Origin of the sequence: Paludisphaera sp. (assembly GCF_037189885.1) — a bacterium.
Classification (GTDB): Bacteria; Planctomycetota; Planctomycetia; order Isosphaerales; family Isosphaeraceae; genus Paludisphaera.
Map to the genome: position 1 here is coordinate 14,865 of NZ_JBBCIR010000014.1, position 23,377 is coordinate 38,241.

The 23,377-nt window shown below is 71.6% G+C and carries 19 protein-coding genes; 5 read left to right on the forward strand and 14 right to left on the reverse strand.

Going from position 1 to position 23,377, the window contains the following annotated elements:
* Positions 1 to 56: 56 nt before the first annotated feature.
* From rpsO to WG209_RS06280, 4 genes are all read left to right on the forward strand, one after another.
* The gene (gene rpsO, locus WG209_RS06265) at positions 57 to 326 is read left to right on the forward strand and encodes a 30S ribosomal protein S15 (protein ID WP_337174161.1); all 270 of its coding nucleotides are present in this window, start codon (positions 57 to 59) and stop codon (positions 324 to 326) included.
* 271 nt (positions 327 to 597) lie between these two features.
* Positions 598 to 2,919, forward strand: a complete 2,322-nt coding sequence (pnp, locus tag WG209_RS06270; RefSeq protein ID WP_337174162.1) for a polyribonucleotide nucleotidyltransferase — start codon at positions 598 to 600, stop codon at positions 2,917 to 2,919.
* Positions 2,920 to 3,019: 100 nt separating this feature from the next.
* Positions 3,020 to 3,787, forward strand: coding sequence for an ATP-binding protein (locus WG209_RS06275; protein ID WP_337174163.1), 768 nt, complete (start codon positions 3,020 to 3,022; stop codon positions 3,785 to 3,787).
* A 20-nt stretch (positions 3,788 to 3,807) separates the two neighbouring features.
* Complete coding sequence (locus WG209_RS06280; protein ID WP_337174164.1) at positions 3,808 to 5,175, forward strand: sigma-54 dependent transcriptional regulator; 1,368 nt, start codon at positions 3,808 to 3,810, stop codon at positions 5,173 to 5,175.
* Here the strand turns inward: WG209_RS06280 and WG209_RS06285 are convergent.
* From WG209_RS06285 to WG209_RS06315, 7 genes are all read right to left on the reverse strand, one after another.
* Positions 5,156 to 5,803, reverse strand: coding sequence for a hypothetical protein (locus tag WG209_RS06285; protein ID WP_337174165.1), 648 nt, complete (start codon positions 5,801 to 5,803; stop codon positions 5,156 to 5,158). The genes WG209_RS06280 and WG209_RS06285 overlap by 20 nt on opposite strands.
* Positions 5,800 to 7,782: an acetate--CoA ligase gene (acs, locus tag WG209_RS06290; protein ID WP_337174166.1), complete on the reverse strand. Its 1,983-nt coding sequence runs from the start codon at positions 7,780 to 7,782 to the stop codon at positions 5,800 to 5,802. The genes WG209_RS06285 and acs overlap by 4 nt, the downstream gene beginning before the upstream one ends.
* 92 nt (positions 7,783 to 7,874) lie before the next feature.
* Positions 7,875 to 8,534, reverse strand: a complete 660-nt coding sequence (locus tag WG209_RS06295; protein WP_337174167.1) for a hypothetical protein — start codon at positions 8,532 to 8,534, stop codon at positions 7,875 to 7,877.
* A gap of 22 nt (positions 8,535 to 8,556) precedes the next feature.
* The gene (locus tag WG209_RS06300; protein ID WP_337174168.1) at positions 8,557 to 10,566 is read right to left on the reverse strand and encodes a site-2 protease family protein; all 2,010 of its coding nucleotides are present in this window, start codon (positions 10,564 to 10,566) and stop codon (positions 8,557 to 8,559) included.
* On the reverse strand, positions 10,554 to 11,723 hold the full coding sequence (gene dxr, locus WG209_RS06305; RefSeq protein ID WP_337174169.1) for a 1-deoxy-D-xylulose-5-phosphate reductoisomerase: 1,170 nt from the start codon (positions 11,721 to 11,723) through the stop codon (positions 10,554 to 10,556). The genes WG209_RS06300 and dxr overlap by 13 nt, the downstream gene beginning before the upstream one ends.
* A 691-nt stretch (positions 11,724 to 12,414) precedes the next feature.
* On the reverse strand, positions 12,415 to 13,368 hold the full coding sequence (locus WG209_RS06310) for a sigma-70 family RNA polymerase sigma factor (RefSeq protein WP_337174170.1): 954 nt from the start codon (positions 13,366 to 13,368) through the stop codon (positions 12,415 to 12,417).
* 195 nt (positions 13,369 to 13,563) lie between these two features.
* On the reverse strand, positions 13,564 to 13,860 hold the full coding sequence (locus WG209_RS06315) for a hypothetical protein (protein WP_337174171.1): 297 nt from the start codon (positions 13,858 to 13,860) through the stop codon (positions 13,564 to 13,566).
* A gap of 175 nt (positions 13,861 to 14,035) precedes the next feature.
* Between WG209_RS06315 and WG209_RS06320 the strand changes: the two genes are divergently transcribed.
* Positions 14,036 to 14,794, forward strand: coding sequence for a sigma-70 family RNA polymerase sigma factor (locus WG209_RS06320; RefSeq protein ID WP_337174172.1), 759 nt, complete (start codon positions 14,036 to 14,038; stop codon positions 14,792 to 14,794).
* A 6-nt stretch (positions 14,795 to 14,800) separates the two neighbouring features.
* Here the strand turns inward: WG209_RS06320 and WG209_RS06325 are convergent, their stop codons facing one another.
* From WG209_RS06325 to WG209_RS06355, 7 genes are all read right to left on the reverse strand, one after another.
* Entirely contained in the window at positions 14,801 to 15,913 is a 1,113-nt protein-coding gene (locus WG209_RS06325; RefSeq protein ID WP_337174173.1) for an SGNH/GDSL hydrolase family protein, read from the reverse strand.
* A 73-nt stretch (positions 15,914 to 15,986) separates the two neighbouring features.
* Entirely contained in the window at positions 15,987 to 17,180 is a 1,194-nt protein-coding gene (locus WG209_RS06330) for a metallophosphoesterase (protein WP_337174174.1), read from the reverse strand.
* Between the two features lie 31 nt (positions 17,181 to 17,211).
* On the reverse strand, positions 17,212 to 18,480 hold the full coding sequence (locus tag WG209_RS06335; protein ID WP_337174175.1) for a glycosyltransferase family 1 protein: 1,269 nt from the start codon (positions 18,478 to 18,480) through the stop codon (positions 17,212 to 17,214).
* A gap of 53 nt (positions 18,481 to 18,533) precedes the next feature.
* Positions 18,534 to 19,637: a DUF362 domain-containing protein gene (locus tag WG209_RS06340; protein WP_337174176.1), complete on the reverse strand. Its 1,104-nt coding sequence runs from the start codon at positions 19,635 to 19,637 to the stop codon at positions 18,534 to 18,536.
* Positions 19,616 to 20,764, reverse strand: coding sequence for a glycosyltransferase family A protein (locus WG209_RS06345; protein WP_337174177.1), 1,149 nt, complete (start codon positions 20,762 to 20,764; stop codon positions 19,616 to 19,618). The genes WG209_RS06340 and WG209_RS06345 overlap by 22 nt, the downstream gene beginning before the upstream one ends.
* A 471-nt stretch (positions 20,765 to 21,235) precedes the next feature.
* Positions 21,236 to 22,162, reverse strand: coding sequence for an alpha/beta hydrolase (locus tag WG209_RS06350; protein WP_337174178.1), 927 nt, complete (start codon positions 22,160 to 22,162; stop codon positions 21,236 to 21,238).
* A gap of 31 nt (positions 22,163 to 22,193) precedes the next feature.
* The gene (locus tag WG209_RS06355; RefSeq protein ID WP_337174179.1) at positions 22,194 to 23,033 is read right to left on the reverse strand and encodes an ATP-binding cassette domain-containing protein; all 840 of its coding nucleotides are present in this window, start codon (positions 23,031 to 23,033) and stop codon (positions 22,194 to 22,196) included.
* Positions 23,034 to 23,377: the final 344 nt, after the last annotated feature.

Below are 23,377 nucleotides of genomic sequence, written 5' to 3' on the forward strand. Positions count from 1 at the left end.
CAGAGGGTATCACTAGAACGGCTTCCACCGCGAAGGCCGGAGTATTGGGGCGAGCGATGGCGATCACGAAGGAGAAGAAGCAGGAACTGATCGGGTCCTTCAGCCGGGCCGAGCACGACACGGGCTCTCCGGAGGTGCAGATCGCCCTCCTGACCGCCCGTATCAACGACCTCACCGATCATTTCAAGACCCACAGCAAGGACCACGCCAGCCGCCGCGGGCTGCTGATGATGGTTTCCAAGCGGTCGGGCCTGCTCAAGTACCTGCGGCTCCACGACCGGAAGAAGTATCTCGAGGTCATCGGCCGCCTGGGCATCCGCAAGTAAGCGGGCCCCCGCGCCCGCCGGCCCACCGGCGAGCCGACCCCCCGGAACCGAAGCCGCGCCGATCCCCGCGATCGGCCCACCGAGCCGATCGCGAACGGGCCGGGCCTCTCGGTCCGGCCTTCTTCGCATCCGGACCGCCCCGACGGCGCTCGTCGCGCGGGCGGCCCCTCGGCGCCCCCTCCAGGGGAGCCCCCCCGCGCGGCCTCGCCCGAGATCCATCCGCCCATCGCCACGCATCCCAAGACTCCGCCTCCCATCCAGAGTAATTTGCATGTCAACTTCGCCTTTCAACCGCAAGGTCGTCGAGCGCGTCGTCGGCGGTCGCACGATCAGCCTCGAGACCGGCCGATTCGCCAAGCAGGCCGGCGGCGCGGTCGTCGTCCGGATCGGCGACACCATGTCGCTGGTCACCGCCATGGCCGGCGGGGGCCGCGAGGGCCTCGACTTCTTCCCGCTGACCGTCGACTACCGCGAGAAGGTCTACGCCGCGGGCAAGTTCCCCGGCGGCTTCATCAAGCGTGAAGGCCGGCCCAGCACCAAGGAAATCCTCACCGCCCGCCTGATCGACCGCCCGATCCGGCCCCTCTTCCCCGACTGGTACCGCGAAGAGGTCCAGATCCAGGCCGGCCCGATCTCCGCCGACCGCGTGAACGACCCCGACGTCATCTCGATCGTCGGCGCCTCCGCCGCGCTCATGCTGGCGAAGGCCCCGTTCCTCGGCCCCATCGGCGCCGTGCGGCTCGCCCGGGTCGACGGCCAGCTCGTGCCGTTCCCCACCGCCGAGGAAGTCGCCCAGAGCGACCTCGACCTCATCGTCGCCAGCACCGCCAACGCCATCGTCATGATCGAGGGCTTCGGCGAGGAGCTGCCCGAGTCCGAGATGGGCGACGCCATCATCGAGGCCCACCGGATCAACCAGGAGCTGATCGCGCTCCAGTACGACCTGCTGGAAGCCGCCGGGCACGATCGCCCCGAGCACCGGCCCGCCCCGCCCGACGGCCTCAAGGCCCTGCTCCTCGAACGCTATGGCCATCGCCTCCGCGAGGTCAAGCAGATCGTCATGAAGCAGGAGCGCAACGCCGCCACCAAGGAGATCCTGGAGGCGGCGATCGCCGACCTGATCCCCGCCGACGGCGAGCCCGCCGCCGTCCCCCCCGGCGGCCCCGGCGAGGACGCGCACACCCCGGTCCCCGTCACCAAGGACCGGCTCAAGACCGTCTTCCACGCCGTCGAGGAGGTCGTCGTCCGCGACCTGATCCTCTCCGGCAAGCGCCCGGACGGCCGCGGCCCCCGCGACCTCCGCGCCATCAAGTGCGAGGTCGGCGTACTCCCCCGCGCCCACGGCTCGGCCATCTTCCAGCGCGGCGAGACCCAGGCCCTCGTCACCACGGTCCTCGGGACCGGCGCCGACGAGCAGCGGGTCGACGGCATCATGGAGGAGTACAGCAAGAAGTTCATGCTGGACTACAACATGCCGCCGTTCGCCGTGGGCGAGATCCGCATGATCCGCGGCCCCGGACGCCGCGAGATCGGCCACGGCGCCCTGGCGGAGCGCTCCGTCGCCTCCATCCTGCCGGCGCCCGGCAAGTTCCCGTACACCATCCGCGTCGTCTCCGACATCCTGGAGTCCAACGGCTCCAGCTCGATGGCCTCGGTCTGCGGCGCCACCCTCAGCCTCATGGACGCCGGCGTCCCCATCAGCGACCCCGTCGGCGGCATCTCGATCGGCCTTGTCCAGGATGACCAGTCCGGCCGCCACGTCCTCCTGACCGACATCATCGGCGAGGAAGACCACTACGGCGACATGGACTTCAAGGTCGCCGGCACCCAGCGCGGCGTCACCGGCATCCAGCTCGACCTGAAGAACCTCGGCATCAGCGAGGAGATCGTCCGCGAGACGCTGGAGCAGGCCCACGAGGCCCGCCTGGAAATCCTCCGCGCCATGCTCCGCTCCATCAAGCGGCCCCGCGAGGAGATCTCCACCAACGCCCCGCGGCTGATCCAGATCCAGATCAACCCGGACAAGATCGGCCTGCTCATCGGCCCCGGCGGCAAGACCATCCGCCGCCTCCAGGACGAGACCGGCGCGAAGATCGACATCGACGACAGCGGCGTCGTCACCCTGGCCTCCACCGAGGCCGCCGGGGCCGAGGCCGCCCGCGACAAGATCCTCGCCATGACCGAGGGGGTCCAGGTCGGCCGCATCTACGAGGGCCGCGTCACCTCCATCAAGGAGTTCGGCGCCTTCGTCGAGATCCTCCCCGGCAAGGACGGCCTGGTCCACGTCACCGAGCTCTCCTCGGGCTACGTCGCCGCCGTCTCCGACCTCTGCCACGTCGGCGACACGATGCTCGTCAAGGTCATCGCCGTCGACGAGCAGGACCGCGTCAAGCTCTCACGCAAGGCCGCCCTGGCCGAGCGCGAGCTGCCCGACGAGTTCGCCGGCCGGGCCCGCCCCGCCGGCACCCCCGAGCGCGGCGCCGGCGGCCCTCCCCCCCCGCGACGCGACGGCGGCGGCGACCGCGGCGGCAGCCGTGGCGGCGGCGGTGGCTACGGCGGCGGCGGCGATCGCGGGCCCCGCGGCCCGCGCTGAGCCCGACACAATCCCCGTCCATCGGCCCCGCGAGGATCGGCATCCCGGCCCTCGCGGGGCCGCCCGCGTCCCGCGTATCCAGCCCCCGGCGCAACCGATCATGGCCCATCCCATCGCCGGTACCGCCCTCGATTCGACCGCCGTCGCCCCGCTCGTCGACCTCGCGTCCGAGCCCGAAGTGGCCCGCCGCCTCCGCGAGCAGAACGCCCAGATCGCCCAGCTCGCCGGCGGCCTGGCCCACGAGATCCGCAACCCGCTGTCCACCCTCACGCTCAACCTGGACCTCCTCGCCGAGGACTTCCACGAGCCCGAGACCCCCCGCGAGCGCCGCGCCGGAGCCCGGATCCAGCGCCTCAAGCACGAGGCCCGGCGGCTCCAGGACATCCTGGAGAACTTCCTCCGGTTCGCCCGCCTGCAGGACCTCCGCATCGCCCCGACCGACCTCAACGCGGTCGTCGAGGAGCTGTGCGACTTCTACGAGCCCCAGGCGTCCACCCGCGGCGTCGTCGTCCGCACCTGCTTCGCGGCCGACCTCCCGCGCGTCCTGCTGGACGCGGACGCCTTCAAGCAGGCCGTCCTCAACCTCATGCTCAACGCCGAGCACGCCATGCCCGACGGCGGCGAGCTGATCCTGACCACCCGCCGCGAGGGGGGCGAGGTCGCCCTCGACGTCGTCGACACCGGCCGCGGCATCCCCGAGGACGTCGTCGCCAAGATCTTCGACCCGTTCTTCTCCACGCGCAAGGGGGGGACCGGCCTGGGCCTCCCCACCACCCGCAACATCATCATGGCCCACGGCGGCACGATCGAGGTCCACAGCGTCCCCAACCGGGGCTCGCGGTTCTCGATCCGCCTCCCGGCCGCCTGACACGGAGCCTAGGCGGACCGATGGACCAGCAGATCCGCGTCCTGGTCGTCGACGACGACGAGCCCCACGCCGAGGCCGTCGCCGAGAGCCTCGCGCGCGTCGGCTACGAGTGCGTCGTCGCCACCAGCGGGCGCGAGGGCCTGCGCCTCATCGAGGAGCAGTCGTTCGACATCATCGTCAGCGACCTCATCATGGACGGCGTCGGCGGCCTGGAGATCCTCGCCAAGGCCAAGCGCGAGCTGCCCGACGCCGAGGTCGTCATCCTCACCGGCCACGGCACCATCAAGACCGCCGTCACCGCCATGCAAGCCGGCGCCACCACGTACCTGACCAAGCCGCTGGACATCGGCGAGCTGCGCATGGTCGTGGACAAGGCGTCCCAGTCCCAGCGCCTGGCCCGCTCCAACATCGAGCTTCAACGCCAGCTCAACGAGAAGTTCGGCTTCGAGGGGGTCATCGGCAACTCCCCCGCGATGCACACGGTCGTCGCCCGGCTGCGGCAGATCGCCCCCACGTCGGCCACCGTCCTCATCACCGGCGAGAGCGGCACCGGCAAGGAGCTGGTCGCCAAGGCCCTGCACAACAACAGCCCGCGACGCTACAAGCCGTTCGTCGCCCTGAACTGCGCCGCGCTCTCGGACAACATCCTGGAGAGCGAGCTGTTCGGCCACGTGAAGGGGGCCTTCACCGGCGCCGACCGCGAGCGCAAGGGCTGGTTCGAGCACGCCAACGGCGGCACGCTGTTCCTGGACGAGGTCGGCGACATCCCGATGGGGACGCAGGTCAAGCTCCTACGGACCCTGGAGAACGGCGAGATCGTCCGCGTGGGGACCAACGAGCCGATCAAGGTCAACGTCCGGCTCATCTCCGCCACCAATCGCGACCTGGCCGAGGCCATCTCCACCGGCGCGTTCCGGCAGGACCTCTACCACCGCCTCAAGGTGGTCAGCATCCGCCTCCCCCCCCTGCGCGAGCGCCGCGAGGATATCGATCTCTTGATCGATCACTTCCTCAAGGAATTCACCGCCTCGCACGATAAGAAGATCCAGTCGATCACCCCGGCTGCGCGGAAGATCCTGCGGCATTACTCGTGGCCGGGGAACGTCCGCGAGCTGCGGAACGTCATCGAGAGCATGGTCGTCATCGACTTCGACGGCGTCCTCGACGTCGACGACCTGACCGAGGATCTCCAATCCGGTGCCGCCGGCGCGACGACCGAGGCCCACGCGGGGGTCGATGCTTTCGTCGGCAAGTCGCTGGACGACATCGAGCGCCACTACATCACCGAGACCCTCAAGCTCACCGGCGGCAACCGCGAGGAGGCCGCGAAGATGCTGGGCATCGGCGAGCGCACGCTCTACCGGAAGCTCAAGGAATACGGGTCGTAGGCCCCGCGTCGAGCGCATCCGCCTCCCGCCTCATGTTGGCGAGCGCGACGGGATCGCGAGGGCGGAACCGGTCGGTCGGGAAGACCCGGCCGCGGGCGAGCATCGGTCCGAGGAACGACTCCAGGCGTCCGCGGCGGTAGGTGGCCTCGCCGTGGATCGGCGCGTACTCGCGCATGATGCCGTCGGCGTAGCGCGCGTAATCGGGCCAGGCGGCGGCGAGGATCGCCAGGTCCAGGTCGAGGAACAGGTCGGCGTCCGGGTCGCCGGTCGGCTCGTGGCGGCGGGTCGCGAGGATCATCGCCTCGGCATGGTCGAGGAGGGGGGCCGCGACGAATCCGCCCAGGCGCTCGCGCAGGGCCGCGGCGCTCCGAGCTTCGTTGTCACGCCGAGCGGGGTCGTAGATCACGTCGTGGAACAGGACGGCCAGTTCGACGGCTTCGCGGTCGGCGAACGGCAAGGCCTCGGCCTCGTCGAGCATCCGCGCGACGTGGCCGAGGCCGTGATAGTATCGGGACGGGCCCGAGTATTCGGCGACGAGGAACGCGGCGATCGCCCCGGCGCGATCGTCGGCCAGGCCCAATTGGCCGGCGAGATCGCGCCAGGCGGCGGCGACGCGGTCGGCGCTCACTCCTCGTCTTGCGCCTGCTGCTCGCGCTGGCGGAGCATGGCCAGGACGCCGACGTCTTCCAGGGTGGAGGTGTCGCCGGTGCTCTCCACGCCGGCGGCGACGTCGCGAAGCAGCCGCCGCATGATCTTGCCGCTGCGCGTCTTGGGCAGCGAGTCGGTGAAGTGGATGTCGTCGGGCCGGGCGAGGGCGCCGATCTCCTTGGCGACGTGCGCCTTGAGGGCCGCCTTGAGGCTGTCGCTGGGCTTCTGGCTGGACTCCAGCGTGACGAAGCAGGCGATGCCCTGGCCCTTGATGTCGTCGGGCTTGCCGACGACGGCGGCCTCGGCGACGGCCGGGTGGCTCACCAGCGCGCTCTCGATCTCCATCGTGGAGAGCCGGTGGCCGGCGACGTTCAGCACGTCGTCGACGCGCCCGAGGATCCAGAAGTTGCCGTGCTCGTCGCGGCGGGCGCCGTCGCCGCAGAAGTAGACGCCCGGCACGTCGTTCCAGTACTGGTTCTTGTACCGCTCGGGATCGCCGAAGATCGTCCGCAGCATCCCGGGCCAGGGCTTGGTGATGACCAGGAAGCCCCCCTCGTTGTCGCCGACCTCCTTGCCGTCCTTGGTCACGACGGCCGGGACGATGCCCGGCAGCGGCCGGGTGGCCGAGCCGGGGATGGTGGGCGTGGCGCCGGGCAGGGGGGAGATCATGATCGCCCCGGTCTCGGTCTGCCACCACGTGTCGACGATCGGGCAGCGCCCGCCGCCGATCACGTCGCGATACCACATCCAGGCCTCGGGGTTGATCGGCTCGCCGACCGAGCCCAGCAGGCGGAGGCTGGAGAGGTCATGCTTCTTCGGGTGCTGCTCGCCCCACTTCATGAACGCGCGGATGGCGGTGGGGGCGGTGTAGAGGATCGTGACGCGGTAATCCTCGATGATCTTCCAGAAGCGGGCCTCGTCCGGCCAGTTCGGGGCGCCCTCGTACATCACGCACGTCGCGCCCTCGGCGAGAGGGCCGTAGACGAGGTACGAATGCCCCGTGACCCAGCCGACGTCGGCGGTGCACCAGTAGGTGTCGTCGGGCTTGAGGTCGAAGACCCAGCGCGTCGTCAGGGCGGACTGCAGGAGGTAGCCGCCGGTGGTGTGGAGGATCCCCTTCGGCTTTCCGGTCGATCCGGACGTGTAGAGGATGAACAGCGGGTCCTCGCTGTCCATCGGCTCGGGGGGGCAGTCGGCCGAGGCCTTCTTGGCCAGGTCGTGCCACCAGTGGTCGCGGCCCTCGGTCCAGTCGATGTCATGGCCGGTGCGCCTGTGGACGACGACCGACTCCAGCGACGGGCACTCGGCCGCCGCGCCGTCGGCGTTGGCCTTCAGCGGGACGATCTTGCCGCGCCGCCATCCGCCGTCGGCCGTCACCAGCACCTTGGCCTTGCTGTCGTTGATGCGTCCCGCCAGGGCCTCGGAGCTGAAGCCGCCGAAGACCACCGTGTGCGGCGCGCCGATCCGGGCGCAGGCCAGCACCGCCACGACCAGCTCGGGGATCATCGGCATGTAGACGGCGACGACGTCGCCCTTCTTCACGCCCAGCCCCTTCAGCACGTTGGCGAACTTGCTCACCTCGCGCTGGAGGTCCTGGTAGCGGAGCACGCGACGGTCGCCGGGCTCGCCCTCGAAGATGAGCGCGGCCTTGTTCTTGTTCGGCCCCTCGCAGTGGCGGTCGACGCAGTTGTACGACGCGTTGATCTGGCCGCCGACGAACCACTTGGCGAACGGCTCTTGCCAGTCGAGGACCTTGTCCCACTTGCGGGACCAGGACAGCGACTCGGCCTGCTCGGCCCAGAAGGCCTCGGGGTCTTCCTTGGCGCGGTCCCAGACGGCCTGGTACTCGTCGAGGCTCTTGAAGCGCGCGTTCTTGGCGAACTCGGGCGGGGGCGGGAAGATCCGGGTCTCTTGCAAAACGCTCTTGATCGAACCGCCGCTGGGATTCTCGAGGGCCATGTCTCGCACGCTCCGGGATCTCTACGACCGCTGGGGGAAAGGTCAAGCCGGATACTAAACCCCCGCGCGGGCCGAGTCAATCGGCCCGGACCTCAGCCCAGCGCCGCGGCCGTCGCTTCCAGCAGCATCGCCATCTCCAGGCGCTGGAGCCGACGCGCCAGCCGTTCCCGGTCGGTCCCGCGCCCGGCGCGGGAGCAGAGGTCGATCATGGCGAAGGGGTCCCAACCTCCGGAGCCGATCGGGATCGCGCCCTCCGGCCCGGCGAGGGATCGCGCCGCCTCGCCGAGCGCGGGGAACAGCGGGTGGCGGCCGACGCGACGGAACCAGTACGAGGCGTTGCCGGCGTCGGGCTCGCGGCGATGGGCGACGCCGTGCCAGTAGGCGGAGAATTCGCGCTCGCCCCGGTCCTCGGCCTCCTGCGCCGCGTCGTGGCTGGCGTCCCAGGCGTCCAGCGCCTGGAGCAGCCCGGCCAGCAGAGCCAGCCGCGCCGGGCGGGGCGCGCGGGGGGCGACGGCCGCGAGCGCCTCCTCGGAGACGGCCGCGACCAGCCGGGGCCGCTCGGGGGGGCGGCGGACCAGCGGCGGGCCATCGGAGCCCTCGGCGCCCAGCGCGGCGAAGGCCACGACGGCGGCGAGGTCGACCGGACTCGTCCCCACCACGTCGACGGCCGCCTCGCCGGACTCCAGCCGCCGCAGCGCCTCGTCCAGCCCCAGCCCCGTTTCGGTCGCGACGCGTCCCCCGAATTCGGCCACCGCTCGCCTCCCCCGGCTCGGATCAGAAGAAGTAGCCCGACAGCAGCCGGTAGATGTCCTGATATGTCGCGAAGACCATCAGGCCCAGCACCAGCAGCAGGCCGAAGTACGTCCCGGCGATCAGCGCCGACTCCGGCAGCGGCCGGCCGCGCACCTTCTCGGCGATCAGGAACATCATCTGGCCGCCGTCCAGCGGGGGGATCGGCAGGAAGTTCAGGACCGCCAGGTTGATGCTGATGAACGCCAGGAAGTACAGGAACTCGTTGACGCCGGCCTTCGCCGCCGCGTAGGCCATCGGCCCGATGCCGATCGGCCCGGCGAGCTGGTTCGTGCTCACGCGCCCGGTCGCCAGGCTCCGCAGCGAGGCGTACATCATCCCGACGCTGTCGATCGTCTCGTTCAGCCCCTCCTTCAGCGCGTCGACCGGCCCCAGCGGGGGCATGGTCTTGTGCGCCTCCAGGAAGCGCAGGCCGCGCTCGGCGGTGTACCAGCCGTCGACGGGCGCCGGCGCGATCGCGACCGACTGCTCGCGACCCTTGACCTTGAACGTCACCTCCTGGAGGGGGAGCGTCTGGAGGAAGTCGAACGCCGCGGGCCAGCTGGCGGCCTTCTCGCCGAAGGCGAACGTCTGGGGGCGGCCGAGGAGCCAGAACTCCTTCGACGGGTCGTTCTCGCGCGCCCGGCCCTTGACCGGCGGGATCGTCACCGACTCGATCACGTCGCCCGGCTTGATCCCGGCCTTGTCGGCGGGCGAGTCGGGGACGACCGTCGCGACGGTCGTCGGGACGGCCATGTAGAGCCCCAGGCCGGGGATCTCCAGATCCTCCATCGGCAGCGGCTGGCTCGGCGGCGCGTCGTCGGGGGTGGCGGTCAGCTCGATCGGCTCGTCGGAGCCCTCGCGGCGGACGTGGAACGTCGTCGGCTCCCCGGCGCGGTCGAAGACCTCCAGCGGCAGCCGCATCGGGTCGAGATCGTCGCGGCCGTCGACCTTCACGATCGCGTCGCCGAGCTTGAAGCCGGCGGCGTCGGCCGGCGAGCCCTTGCGGATCGCGGTGATCGGGCCGGGGGCGAAGCGAAGGCCGAAGTCGACGAACCGGCTGGGGGGGGCCGTCGCGGTCACGGTCCCGTCCAGGCCCGGGACCTCCTTGCCGGCGAAGGTCCGCGGCCGGAGCACCAGGTCGATCGCCTTGTCGCGATGGCGGGCCGACAGGCGGCGGAAGTCCTCGTACGAGGCCACTGGCGCGGGGCTCTCGCCGGCCGGCGCGGCGGCCTCGATGGTCAGGATCTCGGCCCGCTTGTCGGCGGGCCAGGGGAGGGCGATCGGCTCGGTCGCGCCGGGCGTCGGCTGGTCGTCGCCGACGTCAAGCGAGTACGCCGGGCGGACCCCGATGGTGGGGCGGTCGGCGCTCGCCTCGCGGCGGGGCTCGATGGGGATCGTCAGCTCGCGATCCTCGCCGGGGCGATCGACGCCGAACTCGATCACCTGGCCGCGGCTGCTCAGGTTGACCGCGACCATGAGATCCTTGAACCCGACGTCGCGCCGGCCGTCGATGGCGACGATCTCGTCGCCGGGCCGCAGGCCCGCCTCGAACGCGGGGGAGCCGGCGAGCACCGAGCCGACCTTCGCGGCGGTGACCTCGCGCTCCTGGCCGAAGATGTACGCGAAGCAGGCGAACCCCAGGATCAGGTTCATCACCACGCCCGCGGAGATGATGGCCATCCGCGCGCCGATGGACTTGTTGTTGAACGCCCGGGGGTCGCTCGCGGCCTCGGGGTCGGGCGGCCCCTCGCCGGCCTCGCCCCCCTCGCCCAGCATCTTGACGAAGCCCCCCAGCGGGATCGCCGCCAGGACGTACTCGGTCTCGCCGCGGGTGAAGCCGAAGATGGTCCGGCCGAATCCGATGGAGAACTTCTCCACCTTCACGCCGTTCCACTTCGCCAGCAGGAAGTGCCCCAGCTCGTGGACGAAGATCACGAAGCCGAGCCCGAGGGCGACCTTGGCGATGTTGAAGAGCCAGATCAGGGTGTCCAACGCTGCGCCTCCAGGCGTGCCCGCGCGTCGACCTTCCACAGCAGGTCGAGCGTCGGGCGGGGGTCGTATTCGTGATGGTCGAGCGCCGCCCGGCAGGCGCGGGGGATGTCCAGGAAGCCGATCTCGCCGGCCAGGAACCGCCCCACGGCGACCTCGTTGGCCGCGTTCAGGGCCGCGCCGGCGGTCCCCCCCCGGCGCATCACCTCGTACGCCAGGTCGAGCGCCGGGAACGTCTCGCGGTCGGGGGGCTCGAAATGCAGCGCCGACGGCCTCGTCAAATCGAGCCGGGGCCCTGGGCAGGGGTGGCGGTCGGGGTAGGTCAGGGCATACTGGATGGGGAGCCGCATGTCCGGCGGGGAGAGCTGGGCGATCACGCTGCCGTCGACGAACTCGACCATCGAGTGGATCGTGCTCTCCGGGTGGATGACGACCTCGATCCGGTCGGGGTCCAGGTCGAACAGCCAGCGGGCCTCGATCACCTCGAGCGCCTTGTTCATCAGCGTGGCCGAGTCGATGGTGATCTTCGGCCCCATGCTCCAGGTCGGGTGCTTCAGCGCCATCTCGGGGGTGACGTCGCGGAGCTGCGCGCGGGTCTTGCCGCGGAAGGGGCCGCCGGACGACGTGAGGACGACGCGCTTGACCTCGCGCGTGCCGCCGGACTTGAGGGCCTGGAAGATCGCCGAGTGCTCGCTGTCGACCGGGAGGAGGGTCGAGCCCCTTCGGCGGGCCAGGTCCATGACGAGCGGGCCGGCGACGACGAGCGTCTCCTTGTTCGCCAGGGCGACCGTCTTGCCGGCCTCGAGCGCCGCCCAGGCGCCCTCCAGCCCGGCGGCGCCGACGATGGCGTCGAGCACGCGATCGGTGGCCTCGTCCGTCACCATCCTGAGCACGCCGTCGCGGCCGGAGAGGACCTCGACGCCGGTCCCCCGCAGGGCCGATCGGACCTCGGCGATCGGGCCGTCGTCGGTGAGCGCGACGAACCTGGGGGACGCCGATCGGGCCTGCTCGGCCAGCCGCTCCCAGCTGGAGTGCGCGCTGAGGCCGTGGGCCCGCAATCCCGGCGCGCCGCCGGCGGCGATCACGTCCAGGGCGCTGCGGCCGATCGACCCGGTCGAGCCCAGCACCACGACGCGCGTGGCGGCGTCCCCTCGCTCCATCGCCTCTCCCATCCTGCCGCCCCGCCCCCAAGTCGCAACGCGCCCGACCCTTGGGCGATCCGGGACGCCGGGCCCCGCGAGCCTCATAGCACTATAGATTCTCCCCCAATCCCCGACAAGCCGGCCCGAGCCCGACCGCGCGGCCCTCGCCGAGTCGGCGCGGATCGCGAAAGAAATCGGGAAACATGAAATCCCGCGTTCCTCGCCGCGGAGCATGGGGGGGATCGATGGCTCCGCTCCTTGACATCCCGGAATCGGTGGAAGCCCGCGGGGCCCAACGGGCGACCGCGCGCGTCACGAACGAAGAGGGCCTCCGGCCCGATTATGTCCCCTCTCCCCCCGGGAGCAGGCGGCCGCGCCAGCGGCGGGTGAGGGCCGTCACGCCTCGGGGATCGCGCCGGCCGCGCCGTCGTGGGCCGTCGCGATTATCGAAACCCGGCGACCCTCACCCGGCCCTTCGGGCCACCCTCTCCCGGCGGGAGAGGGGACGCGCGTTTCACGCTCGCCGGACACAAAAAGCACATTTCGAAAGCGACGAACGAAGCCAACTCGATTTCGACGCAAGACTTTTCACGAAAACATTTTGCATGCGTTTCCACGAAAACGTCCCGGCGCGAACGAACCCAGAGGCGGTGGCCGCCCCGAAAGGGCCGACGGCCGCGCCGGGGGCGGCCGTCGGGGGGAGCGTCGTTCAGCCGACCTCGCTGAGGGCGGGCGCGTCGGCGAGGACGCGGAGCTTGGCCAGCGCGGCGTCCTGGATCTGCCGGATCCGCTCCTTGGAGACGGACAGGACCTGGCTGACCTCGCTGAGCGAGTGGCTCTCGCCGCCGTCGAGGCCGAACCGCAGCCGGAGCACGGTCTGCTCGCGGGGCTTGAGCCGTTCGAGCAGCGCGGCCAGCCGTTCCTCGCGGTCGAACTCGTCGACCTCCTCGTCGGCCGGGCTGCAGAGCACGTCCATCAGCCGGCCCCCCTCGTCGCCGAGCGGGGCGTCGAGCGACAGGGCGGGACGGGTGGCCGCGTGGATCTGTTTCAGGGTCGCCTCGGCCGACGCCGAGCGGGCGCGTCGGGAGGGGGCGAGGGCCTCGGCCTCGTGGGAAACCTCGGCCAGCTTCTGGAGGTGCCGCGGGTTGAGCCGCACGGGGTAGGCCCCGGCGGCCACCGCGCGCTGGAGGGCCTGGCGGATCCACCAGACGGCGTAGGACGCCAGCCGGGTCGTGTTCGACACGTCGTAGCGGTCGATGGCCGTGAGCAGGCCGCAGAACCCCTCCTGGAGCAGGTCGGAGTCCGAGAGGCCCCGGTCGTTGAAGCGGCGGGCGACGTGGGCGACCAGCCGCAGGTTGGCCATCGCCAGGCGGCCGCGGGTCGCGTTGTAGGCGGCGGCCACGGCCCGCAGGACGGCCTCCTCATCGCTGGCCGGCGGGCCGGAGCCCAGCGCGGCGCGGACGAAGTCCCGCATATCGAACTCTTCGCCGGCCTCGCCCCCCATCTCGGCGGAGGCGGCGGCGAGCAGGCGTCGGTGGCCGTCCAGCTCCACCAGCAGCCGGCGCTCTTCCTCGGGGGTCAGGAGCTCGACGTCCGAGCGGCCGAGGAGGACGCGGTTGGAGAGCTCGTCGCGGCGGTCAATGGTGCGTTCGGCGGTGTTCATCTCGCCTGTTGTTCCTTTCCCGATCCGGGTGGTCCGCGTTGGACCCGTCGGCGCGCGGCCTCCCCTGGCGCGGCGGCCTCGGCGCGGGGGCCGATCGATGGCCCTCGCGGCGCGGACCGCCGGCGCGACGTCTCGGGGACGCGTCCGAAGGAGTCGAAACTCGTTATCTCGAAGGAGACCGGGCCGCGAGGCGGCTCATCTCCGATGCCTCGTCCGCGACCGCCGAAAGCTCGCGGATGAGCAGGCCGGCGGGATCGGCGCGAGGGCCGGTCGCCGCGACGGCGCGAAGGCCAGCAGGCAGAGCGCGATCGCCGCGTCGACGCCGGCCCGGGCGTCGGTCGACAGCCGGCGGCCGAGCGATCGGCACGCCTCCCGCGACGACGCACAGGCCAGGAAGGCCCGGCGGAGTGTATGATGATAGCGGGATGAAGCGCGACCCAGGATCCCGCGAGTCCGGCTTCGGCGCTGGGCTGTCAGGCTCGGGTGGTCCATGGCGCGTCCTCCATCGGTATGATGGGGCGGGGCGTCGATCGACGTCTCCCCCCACAAGCCATTACGCCGCCCAAGGCCAATCGTTTCGGCCCCATCGCCAATTTCGTCGCGGTCGCGACCGGGATCGAAGCATCTTGACCTTGCCACGCAACGACTTGCATCAAGGAGCAGGGCCTTGGAAGTCGGCGACTCGAAAGCCAAGCTCTCGGAGCTCTTGACCCAGACGACCCTGCTCTACCAGGCCCAGAACGGGACCCCCGAGCAGGCCGACGCGGCCAGGCAATTGTTGATGCTCCGCTATTCCGGCGCCGTCCACCGCTACCTGCTGAAGGTGGTGGGCGACGCGGAGGTCGCGCGCGACCTCAATCAGGAGTTCTCGGTCAAGTTCCTGGAGGGGAAGTTCCGCCACTTCGACCCCACCCGGGGCCGCTTCCGCGACTACCTCAAGCGGGCCCTGCGCAACCTGATGGTCGACCACTTCCGCAAGCGGAAGGGCGCGTCCCAGCTCGACACCGCGATGGAGGCCGACATCGTCGGCGACGTCGGCCTCGGCGACTTCGACAAGCAATTCCTCTTCAGCTGGCGCCAGGACCTGCTGGCCCGCTCGTGGGATTCGCTGCGGGCCTACGAGGAGAACACCGGCAAGCCGTTCCACAAGGTGATGCGGCTGCGGCTGGCCCGCCCGCAGATGCGCTCGCCGGAACTCGCCGAGGAGCTGGCGAAGCGGATCGGCCGGCCGATGACCGCCGGCAACCTCCGCCAGATCCTCCACCGCGCCCGCGACAAGTTCACCGAGTTCCTCGTCGACGAGGTCCGCGTCTCCCTCAAGCACCCGACCCGCGAGGCCGTGGAGGAAGAGCTGGGCGACCTCCAGCTCCTGGAACTCTGCCGCCCGACCCTCTCCAAGCTCAAGTTCGACGACGACCCCCGCTGAAAAGGGTCAGGGGTTCGATCCCCTCAGCGCCTCGCGGATGACGGGCTCGAAGGCGTCGGCCATGCGGACGAAGCCCAGGTCGGTGGGGTGGGAACCGTCGACGGTCCCCTCGCCGTCGTCGCCGAGCTGGGCGTTCCCCTCCAGGTAGTACAGCCCGGTCACCCCCTCGGCGACGAGCTTCTCGTACGCGTCTCTCAGCGCGGCGCGGCTAGTCGAGTTCCTCCGGCGCTGGGACTCCAGGAACCGGCCGTCGGTGTAGGCGCGATCCTCGGCGAGCAGGATGGGGACGTCGGGCCGCGCCGCTCGGATCGTCCTGACGAGCGGGATGGTCCGCTCGGCGACCATGTCGGCCCCCATGTTGGGGAGGCAGTCCACGACGTACAGGGCGGCGTCGATCTCCACCAGCAGGTCGGAGATGGACTGGTCCATCGTGCCGTTGCCGCTGAATCCCAGGTTGACGACCGGCCGGTCGAGCCGACGGCCGAGGATCGCGGTGTGCACCATCCCCGGGCGCGAGGCGCATCCCCCCTGCGTGATCGACGTCCCGTAGAAGACCACGGACTTGGCCGACGCCGGCTCGCGCGGCGGCCCCGGCTCGATGCTCGCTCCGGACGGGATGCCGATCTCCACCGTCGACAACCCGTTATATAAGGGGAAGTACAGCAGGTACTCCCGACGGCCCGGGTCCATCCCCTTCACCAGCGCCCTGGTGTTCGTCTGCTCCGTCGGCTGCCCCACGCCCGCCCAGCGCCAGGCGCCGTCGGCGTCGCGGGCGTAGAGGTCGAGCCCGCTGACGCCGGTGGCCGGCATGTGGGGCATGGCGAGGCGGTCCTTGTTGAGCGTCCAGCGGGCGTGGATCTCCGGCGCGTCCGTCACGAACCGGACGGCGATGCCGGCGGAATCCCGCGACAGCCCCCAAACCGGCGGCCGGGCGACCCCCTCGGCCTTCGCCGGGAGCCGGTCGAACGGAGCCTTGAGCGCGGGCTCGTCCCAGGCGCGGCCTTCGAGCGTCAGCGTCCGCGCGTCCCGCCAGGAGACGGCCTCCTCGGCGTGCGTCGTCCAGGGGGCGAGCAGGAGCAGGGCGAGGGAGAGGGAGAGGGAGGGGGGGATTCGGGTCATGGCTGGGCCTCGGGGTTGTCGGATCGGGGAGGACGGGATCGTACCCTCCCCGAAACCGCCGGGCCAGTGGCGCTCAGGACTCCTGGTAGATCGGCTCGACGACCGCGCGGTCGCGGGCGATCCGGGCGCGGGGGGCGACGGGCGGGACGCATCGGAGGGTGAAGCGGGCGATCTCGGGATGGCAGCCGTAGCGGATCGGGTGCTTGCAGCCGACCCCCTGGCCCACGTACATCAGCGCCGGGGGGACCCGGAAGAAGCCGTGTTCGAACCGGCGGCTGTAGAGGCTGGGCATCAGGAGCGGGCCGACGACCGGCAGCCGGACCTGGCCGGCGTGGTTGTGGCCGGCGAGGATGAAATCCCAGCCCTGACGCGCCGATTTGTACACCAGGTCGGGCGTGTGGCTCAGCAGCAGCGAGAAGTCGGCGTGGGGGATCGCGTCGTCGGGGATGCCGGGGCCCCAAGGGGCGCACGTCCCGCCGATCGCCAGGCGACGCCCCTGGATCTCCGTCGTGACGACGTGGCCGTCGAGCGTCTCGTAGCCGGCGGCGGCAATCGCCGCGGCGATCGCGTCGACGTCGTGGTGGTGGTCGTGGTTCCCCAGGATCGCGAACCGCCCGAACGGCCCGCGGAGGCCGGACAGCAACGGCTCGATCCACTCGATGCACTCGGGATCGTCGATCAGGTCGCCGGTGACGCAGACCATGTCGGCCGGCATGTCGGCCGCCGCGGCGAAGACGGCCTCGAAGTAGCGCCTGCTGTACGCCCGCGAGAAGTGCAGGTCGGTCAGGTGCAGGATCGAGAGGCCGTCAAGCTCCTCCGGCAGCGCGGCGATGGGGACGCTCCAGTCGCGCGATTCCAGGTTCCGCGACGTGTTCCCCGGCAACCTCAACATCCAGGCGTGGCGGCCGCCGCCGACGTACGACTCGGGCGGATCCTGGAGGAGGGAGTCCCGGCGCTCCCCCTCGACGGATCCGGACCGCCGCATGCGTCGGGCGCGGGCGAACGTCGCCGCGGGCAGCACGACCAGGGCCATCAGGCAGCACCCGGCCGCGAAGGCGACCAGCGCCGGCGGCCATTCCGAGACCGGCGTCATCCAGTATCGCCGCGTCAGCTCCGCCGAGACCACCCCCAGGACGGCCAGCGCGACGAGCGTCGCCCGCTCGGTCCACCGGACGCGCCAGGGGTAGGAGTGGAAGATGTTGATGGCGTAGACGATGCATGCCGCCTCGCCGATCGCGAACGCCGCGTAGAAAAGGAGGGTGGGCAACAAGGGGGTGGCTCCGGGGGTCCGTCCATCTCTAGCCTGGGCAGTCATCGTCCTGGCGACCGGCCTTTACGATGCCCGACCGGGCACTCTCCTTACAACCCCGATCGTCGCCGCGTGACGCCGGATCGAGGAAGCCGGGGCGTCGGCGCGACCTCCGCTCGCCGCGGTCGAACTCCTCGACGCAGGCCAGGAGGGTTGCGGCCGATCGATCCCAGTCGAAGGTGGAGGCGCGGCGGAGCGCCAGCGCGGAAAGCTCGTCGCGGCGGGCGGGATCATGAAGGAGTTCGCCCAAGCCCCGGGCGATGTCATCGACGTCGAGCGGGTCGAAGAGGATGCCCGCGTCGCCGACGACCTCGGGGAGCGAGCCCGCGCGGCTGGCGGCGACGGGGCAGCCGCAGGCCATCGCCTCCACCGCGGGCAGGCCGAACCCCTCCAGCAGCGAGGGGAACGCCAACGCATGAGCCCGGCCGTAGAGCGCGGCCAGATCCTCGTCCGGCACGAAGCCCGTCAGCACGACCCGGTCCTCCAGGCCGACGCGGGCGATGGCCGCGCGGATCTCCGGGACGTGGGTGTGGAAAACGTCGTGGAAGTCGCCCGTCAAAACCAGCAGGTCGGCCGGGCCGGCGGCCTTCGCGAACGCCTCCACCAGCCGCGGCAGGTTCTTGTGCGGGCTCAGGCCCCCGACGTACAGGACGTAGCGCGCCCCGGCCGGTACGCCGTATCGCGCCAGGGCGGCCGTCGCGCGGGCCTCGTCGACGATCGGCCCGAAGATCGAGTCGGCGGCCTCGGAGACGACGCGCAGGCGATCCGGCCCGCATCGGAGCCGGCTCAGGAGATAGCGCCGGGAGGTCTCGGAGACGGTGACGATCCGGTCGGCCGATCGGACCGCGACGGCCTCCTTGAGCGACCACGCCAGCCGGCCCTTCCACGAGGGGAAGACCAACTCCGGGTGCTCCATCGTCAGCGTGTCGTGCATCGTGACGACGACGCGCGGGACATTCCACACCGGGTAGAAGCTGTACGTCGCGGGGAAATACATCAGGTCGAGCCGGGCGCGCGAGACGGCGCGCCCCATCGCCAGCATGTCCAGCACGCCGCGGCGGCCCCCCGCCGAGGCCGCGGCGCTCGGGGCCGCGCGAAGGCCCACGACCAGGGGCGTCGCCGCCCCAGGGATCTCGACGCTCCCCGCGGAGGGGGAGTCGACGGCGACGACGACCTCGTGTCCTCTCGCGGCGGCCATGGGGGCGAACGCCGAGAGGATGCGCCGCGCGAACCGGCCGAAGCCGCGGCGATTGGCCAAACACGTCCCGTCGAAACCGATGCGCATGGCGGCGTCCTGGCGGTGGGTCCGGTTCAGACGCGCGACGACCGCCGGGATCGGCGGCGACGTCGGGCGAAGTGGGGCGCGGCGGCGCCTTCGAGGTCGGCCGGGCCGGCGGCGACCAGGCGGAGGAGGCGGTCGGAGGCGTGACGTCGGCAGCGCCGGCGCACCTGCGACCAGGGCTCGCCGACGATCGTGATGCCGGCCAGGTCGGCGACCCCCAGGCCGGCGGCCTGCGCCCGTCTCAGATAGGCGACGTCCAGCGGGTCGAAGCCCATGATCGCGGCGGCCACGGCGTCGACGGCCACGGGGTCGGTCCCGGCGATCACCGTCCCCAGCCGGAGCCTGGTCCCCAGCCGGGGCCCCTGGCCGTGCATGCCGCCGAAGCCGTCCACCACGCTGATCCTGGGCGCGGCGACCGCGGCCAGCGCGGCCAGGCGTTCCACGGCGAAGCCGGCGCGGTCGAGCCTGCGCCGCTCGGCGCCGGTGGGCCGCATCCCCCCGCCGATCGAACGCACCTTCAGCCAGCCCCGGGCGATCCGGCCCCGCCAGGTCTCCAGGGCCGAGCAGGCCGAGGCCAGCCGCGCCGGGACGCGGCGGGCGAGGGCGTCGTCCTCCGGCCATCGGTCGTCGGGATGGACGATCGAGGCCAGCCCGGGGAGCGCCAGGCCCAGGCGGAACGTCCCGTGCGTCCGGGCGACGGCCAGCGAGACGCGGCAGCCGGACTCGGCGAACAGCTTCGAGACCCGCGCCGGCCGCCCGCCGACCTCGCGCGAGGTCCAGGCGTCGGGCTCGGCGTCCAGGTCGTGATACGCGACGGGGCGGCCGTGCGTCTCGGCGACGTACTCCAGGCTTTCGAAGCAGGAGCGGGCCGACGGCCTGCCGTCGGCCTTGGAGGCCACCACGTCGATCGCGTCGGCGCCGGCCGCCGCCAGCGCGTCGACCGTCGCGGAGAGGGCGTCGCGGTCGGTGGAGGCCCACCCGCGGCCCAGCTCGTCGAGCGTCGGCGCGACCACCGCGGCGCCGCATCGGCCGACGGCGGCGCGGACGTCCTCGGCGATCAGCGCCAGCGCCTGCGCCACGGCGCCCCGGCGGCGGTCGCCCCGCGCCACGGCTACCCGGATCGAGTCGTCCATCGCTGGAGCCTCCGTGCCAGTCGGCGCCATGCCGGCGCGGGGATGGGCCGCCCGCCGCGGTCGACGCGGCCCTCGGCCGTCGCGCGGGCGCGGCGGTCGACGAGGTGCCAGCGCGTCAGGGCGATCACCACCGACGCGCCGCAGCAGGCGAAATAGAGCAGATGCAGCGGGTACGAGGCCGCCGCGAACGCCGCCCCGCGCCGGCTCGCCAGGTAGCGGTACAGATCCTTGTTGAGCGCGACCACCGCCGCCGCGCAGCCCGCCGCGACGAACCCGGCCGAGGGGGCGGCCGTCGCGGCGGCCGTCGCCAGCATCAGCCCGCCGGTCGCCGCCACGGAGAGCTTCTGGCCGAACTGGACGTTCAGATCGGTCTCGACGGTCCCGCTCCGCTTCATCAGGAGCATCCACGGCACGCCGCGGCGGAAGACGTCGGTGCGGACCATGTCGAACAGGGTCCAGCGCTTCATGTGGGTCGCCAGGACGTCGCGAGCCAGGAGGATCTTCCTCCCGGCGCGGGTCAGGCGATAGCCCAGCTCGATGTCCTCGATGGACGGCCGGGCGTAGAGGCGCGGGTCGAAGCCGCCGAACTCGCGGAAGTCGGCCCGGCGGATCATGCCGCAGCCGGTCCAGAAGGTGTGGGCGGGTCGGGCGTCGTCGACGAAGTCGCCGCGCTGATGGACGTAGTGGTGCAGCAGGTTGCGGAACCGGCTGACCAGGCCCGGCGCCGTCGGCCGGTCGTCGTAGGAGCCGAACAGGGCGGTGAGCCCGGGATCGGCCAGGAAGCGGGACATCGCGCGGGCGATCGCGTCCGGGTGGACGGCGACATCGGCGTCGAGGAAGAAGACCAGGTCGCCCGTGGCGGCCTCGGCCCCGAGGTTCCGCGCCGCGGCCGGGCCCAGCGGGCGGTCGTGGGTCAGGACGACCGCGCCGAAGCGGGCCGCAAGGTCTCCCGAGCCGTCGGTGGACCCGTCGTCCACGACGATCCATTCATCGAAGGCCCAGGAAGATTCACGAAGCCGGCGGAGGCATCGCCCGAAGTCCTCGCCCCCGTTGTGCACGGGCACGACGACCGAGAGCGACGGCCTCCCCGGCTCCGCGCTCGCCGGACCGGCGGGGACGTCGTCCATGATTCACCCTCGCCCGTCAAAGAGGAACGCGCGCCGGAGTGCGTTCGCCATCCGTGGGATCGCCCGAACGCGCGCCTCGACCGTGATCGTCGGACAGGGCGATTGTCTCGCGGTTGTCGTCTCGTGGTGCCTCGTCCACCCGTCCGCGCCTCACGGACGCGACGTGCGGCGGGAATGTAGCCGCGTCTCCGGATCCTGTCAACCGAGCCTGGCGGGGGTTATGGAGCCGGAGTCGACCCGCATGAAAACGATCTTCCCCCCTGGCGGGGGAGGACAGACTCCGAAGGAGTCGGATGAGGGGGAGCCCGCCCGGGAGGTTACGCGTTTCGCGACGCCGCCCAGACCGACGGCCCTGGAAGGCCCTCTCGGACGCCGATGCTCGTGCCGCTCGTCCCCCCCTCATCCGGCCACCTTCCTTCCCCCTCCAGGGGGGGAAGGCCGTTAGGATGGCCTTTTTCGAAGCTCGCGCCATCACTTCGACGGCTTCAGGTGCTCGTCAAACCAGTCGGCGAACAGCTTCAGGTCGTCCTCGAGGGTCGGGAGGGAGTGGGTCATGCCGGGGCGGACGATCAGCTTGTTCGGCACTCCGGCCTCGTCGAGCTTCGCCTTGAACGACTCCGACTGCTGGAGCGGGACCAGTTCGTCGGCGTCGCCGTGGATGATGAGCGTGGGGGCGTCGTCGGCCGTGACGTGGGTGATGGGCGAGACGGCGCGGGCGCGCTCGCGGAGCCGGTCCTCGTCGATGATCGGGATCCAGAGCATCTCCTCGGTGTCCAGCTCGCGGTAGTCGAACGCGGCGCGGAACGGCGGGAGGTGGTCGGTGGCGTGGATCCGCTCCGCCCCCGGCTCGCCCCAGTTGAGCAGGTCGGTCGGCGGGAAGAAGCAGGCGACGGCCCGCACGCGGCTGGACTGGTGCTCGACCGGGTCGGCGGCCGTGGGGTCCCCGTCCGTCCCGGCGGTCCCGAGCATCAGCGACAGGTGGCCCCCGGCCGACCCGCCGTAGACCCCCATCCGGTCCGGGTCCACGCCGTATTCCTTGGCGTGCGCGCGGATGAACCGGACAGCGCGGTTGACGTCGGAGACGATCTCGTTGACCTGGAACCGCGGCTGGCAGGCGTGGACGACCGCGAAGACGGTGTAGCCGCGATCGACGAGCGGCTGGAAGATCGGAGGCTGGATCATGTCCGGCGAGGAGACGAACCCGCCGCTCGCCATGAACAGGATCCCCGCCCCGTTGGCGTCGGCCTTCGGCTTGATGACGTCCATCGTCAGCGCCGCGCCGTACTTCCGCCCGTACACGACGTCGCGGATCCGCTCGTAATTGGGCTCCTCGCCGCGGGCGAGGGGGAGGGCGAGGGCCGAGAGGGCGATCGCGAAGGCGGCTCGTCGCATGGTCATGGTGGCTCTCCTCGTGATGGGCGGCGTCGTCTCAAGGACGCCCCGAGCGCGCCAGGAGCGACGCCCACGCGCCGGGGCTGACGCGAGAATAGAATCGCCCGTCGGACCGGACCACTTCCAGGGGGCAGTGGTAGACCTCGGAGAGGAGGGCCGAAGTCAGCACGTCCTCGGGCGCCCCCTGGGCGGCGACCCGCCCATCCTGGAGCACGACGACGTGCGAGACGGCCGGCGGCAGTTCCTCCAGGTGGTGCGTGATGAGGACGACGGTCGGCGGGTCGGGCTCGGCGTGGAGCGACTCGATCGTCGCGAGCACCTGCTCGCGCGCCAGGAGGTCGAGGCCCGAGGTCGGCTCGTCCAGCAGGAGCAGGCGGGGCTTGCGGACCATCGCGCGGGCCATCAGGCAGCGGATTCGCTCGCCGCTGCTGAGGTTCCGGTACGGCGTGCGGATCGCCGCGTGGAGCCCGACGGCCTCCAGCAACCGTAGCGCCTCGGCGCGCAGGTCGTCGCCGATCGCCGCGTAGAGGCCGACGGTCCCGAACGCCCCGGTGATCGCCACGTCGAGCGCCGTCATCTCGGCGTCGGGCTCGGCCATGCCCGTCGGCTGGACCAGCCGGAGCGACTCGCGCAGCTCGTGGATGTTGACCTCGCCGAACCGCTCGCCGAGGACTTCCACCTCGCCTTCGGTCGGCCACAGGTATCCCGAGATCACCCGCGTGAGCGTGCTCTTGCCGCTGCCGTTCGGGCCCAGCACCGCCACGCAAGCCCCAGACGGGACGGTCCAATCCACGTCCTTGAGGATCCAGCGGCCGGCGCGGTAGACGCCGACGCCCTCGACATGGACGGCGTGGCGCGATGCGGGGGAGGGGGGCATGGGCGGGGCTCGATCGGTTTGGGGCGGGGGGATTCGCGAGTTCCATCATAACGGCCTTTTCCCGAAGATGGGGAAAGGTGGCCCGCGGGTCCGGAAGTGGGGGGTAAGCGAGACCGCCGCCGGGACTCGGAGCCGGTCGGGGCGGGCTGCCGTATCCCGACGGCGCGACGGCTCGGCGTCCCCCTCTCCTGACCGCTTCGCGGTCCGTCATCCCCCGCGAGGGGGGAAGACTCTCATAAGCCCCCCCCGGCGAGGCGGGACGCCTCTCGGACGACCCCGCGCCGCCGGCGTATTCGACACAATGCGAACGACGCGGCCGGGGGGAGCGCTCGGGGCGACCGGAT

Excerpts from the sequence above, each read along its gene's own strand:
- rpsO (WP_337174161.1), top strand. The coding sequence starts at position 57 with ATGGCGATCACGAAGGAGAAGAAGCAGGAACTGATCGGGTCCTTCAGC.
- pnp (WP_337174162.1), top strand. The coding sequence starts at position 598 with ATGTCAACTTCGCCTTTCAACCGCAAGGTCGTCGAGCGCGTCGTCGGC.
- WG209_RS06275 (WP_337174163.1), top strand. The coding sequence starts at position 3,020 with ATGGCCCATCCCATCGCCGGTACCGCCCTCGATTCGACCGCCGTCGCC.
- WG209_RS06280 (WP_337174164.1), top strand. The coding sequence starts at position 3,808 with ATGGACCAGCAGATCCGCGTCCTGGTCGTCGACGACGACGAGCCCCAC.
- acs (WP_337174166.1), bottom strand. The coding sequence starts at position 7,782 with ATGGCCCTCGAGAATCCCAGCGGCGGTTCGATCAAGAGCGTTTTGCAA.
- dxr (WP_337174169.1), bottom strand. The coding sequence starts at position 11,723 with ATGGAGCGAGGGGACGCCGCCACGCGCGTCGTGGTGCTGGGCTCGACC.
- WG209_RS06310 (WP_337174170.1), bottom strand. The coding sequence starts at position 13,368 with ATGAACACCGCCGAACGCACCATTGACCGCCGCGACGAGCTCTCCAAC.
- WG209_RS06315 (WP_337174171.1), bottom strand. The coding sequence starts at position 13,860 with ATGGACCACCCGAGCCTGACAGCCCAGCGCCGAAGCCGGACTCGCGGG.
- WG209_RS06325 (WP_337174173.1), bottom strand. The coding sequence starts at position 15,913 with ATGACCCGAATCCCCCCCTCCCTCTCCCTCTCCCTCGCCCTGCTCCTG.
- WG209_RS06340 (WP_337174176.1), bottom strand. The coding sequence starts at position 19,637 with ATGGACGACTCGATCCGGGTAGCCGTGGCGCGGGGCGACCGCCGCCGG.
- WG209_RS06345 (WP_337174177.1), bottom strand. The coding sequence starts at position 20,764 with ATGGACGACGTCCCCGCCGGTCCGGCGAGCGCGGAGCCGGGGAGGCCG.
- WG209_RS06350 (WP_337174178.1), bottom strand. The coding sequence starts at position 22,162 with ATGACCATGCGACGAGCCGCCTTCGCGATCGCCCTCTCGGCCCTCGCC.
- WG209_RS06355 (WP_337174179.1), bottom strand. The coding sequence starts at position 23,033 with ATGCCCCCCTCCCCCGCATCGCGCCACGCCGTCCATGTCGAGGGCGTC.